Raw genomic sequence first — 5833 nt, forward strand, 5'->3', positions numbered from 1 at the left:
GGGGTGCCTCCCCACCGGTGGTGCCTCCGGGGCCGGTGATCCCGTTCCGGGCGGGAACCCGGAACGGGCGGTTCAGACGGCGGCCTTCTTCAGGCGCCGACGCTCACGCTCGGAGAGGCCACCCCAGATGCCGAACCGCTCGTCGTTGGCGAGGGCGTACTCCAGGCACTCGGAGCGAACCTCGCAGGACAGGCAGACCTTCTTGGCCTCCCGGGTGGAGCCACCCTTCTCGGGGAAGAAGGACTCGGGGTCGGTCTGGGCGCACAGCGCGCGCTCCTGCCAACCGAGTTCCTCGTCCATCCCCTCGACCAGCACCTGCTGGAACAGCTCGGTCATCTCGCGCCCCTCGCCTTCTGTACGTCCCCGTGATGGTGTCGTTATCAATGTCCCTCAAACGACACGAGTGAAATTACAAGTGCGGTGATTCACGCCCGTCAAGCCACCTTGTGGCCCCGCCGACAGGATTCACCCTGCGGCACCACAGCTCTGCAATTAGTGTGCAAATCACTACAAACTTCTTAGCCGAAATGGAGACACTTCGGACATCTTCCCTCTCGCTTCCCTTCCGACTTCCCTCTCGCCGCACCTCCGCGCCGCCACCCCCTCCGAGGAGGAGACGTCCCGCCGCGCCCCGACGTTCCCCGGGTCGCGGGGGCGACTCCGGATCACGACTGGATCACAGCACGGCAACACCGGTCACCGGTGTTGCTGGAGCGGCACCTGTCCGCTTCCCGCAGCCATAAACCTCTCGGCTTTCAGCGACACACGAACCAGTGAAAGAAACCGGCCAAACGCCACGAAAGGTTGACGTGGGGCGATATCGGAGCGCTCCTTGAAAGGGGACGCCTCAGCAGCTCGGTACCGAGGAGGCCCGCAACCCCGGTACCGAGGGGCCTGTCCGGGAACCGTTCCGACATCCGGACACCACGCGCCGTCGGCCCCGCACCGGGCCGACATCCCCGTACCCTGGAGCCGTCCCGACCTCCCGATCTCCTCCCGGATCCCCCCGGATCCCTCCCGCATCCCGGGCGAACCCGGGGAGACCACCCGAGAGCCACGAGAGCCACGAGAGTGCCGAACTTCCGAATGGTCCCGCACGTGAGCGTCGCCCGATGAACAACGACAACGAGATCGCCGGTGACGCCAGTCAGGTTCCGCACCTGATGCCGCCGGTGCCCGCGCACCCCTCGGCGGTGGCCGATTTCGTCGCCCTCGCCCGTCGCGCCGCCCGCGACCGGGACCGCTGGGAACACCTGGTCCGCTACGACCCGGTGAGCCGCTGGTACCACCGCCTGGAGGCGGGTCCCGGCCACGAGGTGTGGCTCCTCGGTTGGCTGCCGGGCCAGGGCAGCGGCCGTCACACCCACGGGGCCTCCTCCGGGGTGTGGACCGTCCTGCGCGGCGCGCTCACCGAACGGACCGGACCGGCCGGGACAGGCACCCGGCTCGCGACGCCCGGGGCGTTGCACCTGACGGCGCCGCGGAGCGCGCACGAGGTGACCAACGACACCCTGGAACCGGCGGTCAGCCTGCACGTGTACTTCCCGGGTCTCACCGAGATGCCGATGCTGCCCGCCGACCCCGCCCGGAAGGGCGCGGTGCCGGTCCGCCACCGGCCGCTCGGCGCTCCCGTCGGGAATCCGGACGGATCGCCGACACCCTCGGCCCCCGGTACCTGCTGACGGGGCGACTGACAGACTGGGCGCATGCAGCGCATCGTGGTACCGGCCGGCGGCATCGGCGGAGCCCGTTTCCTGCGCGGCCTCAAGCGGGCCGCGCCGGAGGCGGAGATCACCGTCATCGGCAACACCGGCGACGACATCCACCTGTTCGGGTTGAAGATCTGCCCGGACCTCGACACCGTCATGTACACCCTGGGCGGCGGCATCCACGAGGAGCAGGGCTGGGGCCGGGCCGGGGAGACCTTCGCGGTGAAGGAGGAGTTGGCCGCCTACGGGGTGGGGCCGGACTGGTTCGGGCTCGGCGACCGGGACGTGGCCACCCACATCGTGCGCACCCGGATGCTCGCCGCCGGTTATCCGCTCAGCGCCGTCACCGAGGCGCTGTGCGCCCGCTGGAACCCGGGTGTGCGGCTGCTGCCGATGAGCGACGACCGCGTGGAGACGCACATCCTCATCGATGACCCCGCCGAGACGGGGGAGCCCGCGGAAACCGGTGCCCCGGTCACCACCGGCGCGCCCGCCGGACACACCATCCCCTCCGAACGCCCCGGGAAGGGCGGCGCGGAGGATGACTCGGTGCGCCGGCGCGCGGTGCACTTCCAGGAGTACTGGGTGCGTATGCGCGCCTCCGTGCCCGCCCGCGCCGTGGTTCCGGTGGGCGCCGACCGCGCCACTCCCGCCCCCGGCGTGCTGGAGGCGCTGGAGCAGGCGGACGTGATCCTCTTCCCGCCCTCCAACCCGGTGGTGAGCATCGGCACCATCCTGGCCGTGCCCGGCATCCGGGAGGCGATCGCCGACGCCGGAGCCCCCGTGGTCGGCCTCTCCCCCGTCATCGGCGGGGCGCCGGTGCGCGGCATGGCCGACCGGGTACTGGCCGCCATCGGCGTGCCCGCCACCGCCCCCGGGGTCGCCGCGCACTACGGCGCCGGGCTGCTGGACGGCTGGCTGGTGGACACCGCGGACGCGGACGCGGTCCCGGAGATCGAGGCGGGCGGGGTGCGCTGCCGCGCCGTGCCGCTGCTGATGACCGATGAGGAGGCCACCGCCGCGATGGCCCGCGAGGCGCTGGCGCTCGCCGAGGAGGTGCGCGCGTGAGCCGCGCGACGGAGTACCGCGTGTGGGCGCCGCCCGGCATACCCGAGGTGCGCCCCGGCGATGACCCGGCGGAGCTGATCGCCACCGCCCTGACCGCCCCCGGACAGCCGCCCCCGAGGAACGGGGACGTGTTGGTCGTCACCTCCAAGATCATCAGCAAGGCGGAGGGCCGAGTGGTCCGCGCCGAGGACCGGGAGGCGGCCGTGGACGCCGAGACGGTCCGGGTGGTGGCGCGGCGCGGAGCCGCCCGCGTCGTGGAGTCCCGACACGGTTTCGTGATGGCCGCCGCCGGCGTGGACGCCTCCAACACCCCGCCGGGCACCGTTTTGTTGCTGCCCGCCGACCCCGACGCCTCGGCTCGGCGGATCCGTGAGGGACTGCGCGAGCGATTGGGGGTGGAGGTCGGGGTCGTCGTCAGCGACACCTTCGGGCGGCCCTGGCGGGAGGGGCAGACCGACGTGGCGATCGGCGCGGCCGGCGTGCGCGTGATGGACGACCTGCGCGGCGGGACCGACACCCACGGCAACCCGCTGGGTGTGACGGTCACCGCGATCGCCGACGAACTCGCCGGGGCCGGTGACCTGGTGAAGGGAAAGGTCGAGGGGCGGCCGGTGGCCGTGATCCGGGGCCTGGCCGAGCACGTGGGGAGCGGCCGGGCCGGCACCGGCGGGGAGAACTCGGCGGAGCCCTCCGCCCGCGACCTGATCCGGGACCCGGCCCGGGACATGTTCCGCCTGGGCACCTCCGAGGCGGTGCGCGAGGCGGTGACGCTGCGCCGCACCGTCCGCGAGTTCGCCGCCGAGCCGGCGGTGGACCCGGCGGCGGTCCGGCGCGCGGTGGCCGCCGCGTTGACCGCGCCAGCGCCCCACCACACCACCCCGTGGCGGTTCGTGCTGCTGGAGTCACCGGCCGCGCGGCTGAAGCTGTTGGACGCGATGCGCGAGGCGTGGATCGCCGACCTGCGGGCCGACGGCCGCTCGCCGGAGGCGATCGAGCGGCGGATCCGGCGCGGCGACGTGCTGCGCCGGGCGCCCTTCCTCGCGGTGCCCTGTCTGGTCGCCGACGGCGCCCACCGGTACCCCGACGAACGGCGATCGGGCGCCGAACGGGAGATGTTCGTCGTCGCGGCGGGGGCCGGGGTGCAGAACTTCCTGGTGGCCCTGGCCGGTGAGGGGCTGGGTTCGGCCTGGGTGTCCTCGACGATGTTCTGCCGTCCGGTGGTACGGGAGGTACTGGAACTGCCGGAGGACTGGGATCCGATGGGGGCGGTGGCGATCGGGTATCCGGCCGCCGCGCCCCGGCCCCGGCCGCCGCGTCCGGTCGAGGAGTTCGTGATCGTGCGCTGAACGGAGCCGTCCGGCCCCGGAGTCCCTCCCCATGGCGTCCCGATGGGCGTCCCGTCGCGGTCCGTGCCGGCGGGTCCCGGGGGACGGCCCGTCGGGTGGCGTGTTCGCCCCTGCGGCCCGGCCGGATCGGTTCGCCGGTGATGTCGCCGTGTCCCCGTGGCCCCCGATCCCGCCGGGCGACCGGGAGGTGCCCGGCGGCCCGGGCCGGCGGCCCGGGCCGGGGTCACCTCCCGCGGGCGGCGGGGCGGTTCACGCGCAGCCGATCCGGTCCCCGCGGGCGGCGACGATGCCCTGCCCCTCGTCCCCGTCGTCCCCTTCCCTCCCGGCACGGGACTCGGTGCCGCTCACCGGCTGTCGGCCGTCCCGCACCCGTTGGACCTCCTCGAAGTCCTCGCCGATGGTGAGCAGCAACTCCGCGTCCCGGTCGGGGTCCTCGCGCAGCTGCGCACCCGGCACGGCGGCGGCCAGGGCGGCGGCCTCCGCCCGGCGGTCGGGGGCGTGGGTGATGGTGGTGCGGTGGTGTCGTTCGCCCGTACCACCCTCCGCCGGGCCGCCGGCGGCCTCGGCGCCGGGGACGCCGGCGGTGAGGAAGCCGGTGGCGGCCAGGTCCCGGTCGACCCGGGTCGCGAGTTCCCCGCGTCCCCCGGCGTCCTCCACCCGGACCCGGATCTGCTGCGGGGCGATGTCCACCGGCACGATCCCGCCGTCCCGGCCGCCCTCGTGGTCGGGGACGAGCGGACGGTCCTCACGGATGGCCGCGAACAGGCGCTCCGCGGCCTTCTCGTCCCATTCCAGGGCGGGACCGCCGAGCCGGCCGACGGGCACCGAGGCGAGCTCCACGGCTCCCGCGTCCGCTCCCCGCAGGGTGCGGGCGATGTCCAGCAACTCGGGCACCCCCAGCCCCGGGTCGGCCCGCACCGAGTCCAACAACCGGCCGACGACACGCCGCAGGAGCGCGGGGTCGAGCAACACCTCGGCGTCGGCCACCCGGTGGGCGAGGGCGGCCAGGAAACGCTGCTGGCGCTGGATGCGGCCGAAATCGGCGGTGGCGTCCACCTCCCGGGCGCGCACGTAGGACAACGCCTCCCCGCCGTTGAGGGTGCTGGTGCCGGCGGGCAGGTCCAGGCCCGACTTGGGATCGTGCAGCGGGCGGGGGGTGCACACGTCCACGCCGCCGATCTCGTCCACCGCGCGCATGAAGCCGACGAAGCCCACCTCCAGGTAGTGGTCCACGCGCACGCCGGTCATCCGCTCGACGGTACGGACCATCAGCTGGGGACCGCCGTGGGAGAGGGCGGCGTTGAGCTTCGCCTCGTGGGGTTCGTGCCGTTCGGTGGTGCCGGGGAGGGTGTGGGCCTCCAGTTCGGTGTGAGAGTCGCGGGGGAGGCTGATCACGCTCGCCCGGTCCCTGGCCTCGGAGAGGTGCAGGAGCATGATGGTGTCGGCACAGTGGCAGGGTTCTCCGCCCAGGCGGTACCGGTGGCGTTCCTCGTCGGTGAGGCCCTCGCGGCTGTCGCTGCCGATGAGCAGGATGTTGAGGCCGGGGCCGGCGGCGGGACGGCCGTCGCCCCGGGGGATGGCCTCGACCCGTTGGACGCTCCCCTCCACACCGGTGACGACCGCGTGGCCGACCCCGCCGGTGAGCAGGACGAGACCGGAGAGGGCGGCCGCGGCGCGCAGGCCCCACCGCGGACGCCCGGCGGGTGGGCC

Annotated in this window: 5 protein-coding genes; 3 read left to right on the top strand and 2 right to left on the bottom strand. The window is 73.9% G+C overall.

Annotation, left to right across the window (positions count from 1 at the left end):
- Positions 1–72: 72 nt before the first annotated feature.
- Positions 73–336 carry a WhiB family transcriptional regulator gene (locus tag FNQ90_RS10365; protein ID WP_143620981.1) on the bottom strand — a complete coding sequence of 88 codons (264 nt, stop codon included), beginning with the start codon at positions 334–336 and terminating at the stop codon, positions 73–75.
- 776 nt (positions 337–1112) lie between these two features.
- Here FNQ90_RS10365 and FNQ90_RS10370 point away from each other — a divergent pair.
- The 3 genes from FNQ90_RS10370 to FNQ90_RS10380 are packed head-to-tail and all read left to right on the top strand — an operon-like array spanning position 1113 to position 4123.
- Positions 1113–1682 (top strand): cysteine dioxygenase, encoded by a 570-nt coding sequence (locus FNQ90_RS10370; RefSeq protein WP_182606104.1) that lies wholly within the window; start codon positions 1113–1115, stop codon positions 1680–1682.
- 24 nt (positions 1683–1706) lie between these two features.
- On the top strand, positions 1707–2777 hold the full coding sequence (locus tag FNQ90_RS10375) for a 2-phospho-L-lactate transferase (protein WP_182606105.1): 1071 nt from the start codon (positions 1707–1709) through the stop codon (positions 2775–2777).
- Positions 2774–4123 carry a coenzyme F420-0:L-glutamate ligase gene (locus tag FNQ90_RS10380; RefSeq protein ID WP_182606106.1) on the top strand — a complete coding sequence of 450 codons (1350 nt, stop codon included), beginning with the start codon at positions 2774–2776 and terminating at the stop codon, positions 4121–4123. Before FNQ90_RS10375 ends, FNQ90_RS10380 begins: the two co-directional genes overlap by 4 nt.
- A 249-nt stretch (positions 4124–4372) precedes the next feature.
- Here FNQ90_RS10380 and FNQ90_RS10385 read toward each other — a convergent pair.
- On the bottom strand, positions 4373–5833 hold a 1461-nt coding region (locus FNQ90_RS10385), incomplete at its 5' end, for an LCP family protein (protein ID WP_182606107.1).

The organism is Streptomyces alkaliphilus, assembly GCF_014141535.1.
Lineage (GTDB): Bacteria > Actinomycetota > Actinomycetes > Streptomycetales > Streptomycetaceae > Streptomyces > Streptomyces alkaliphilus.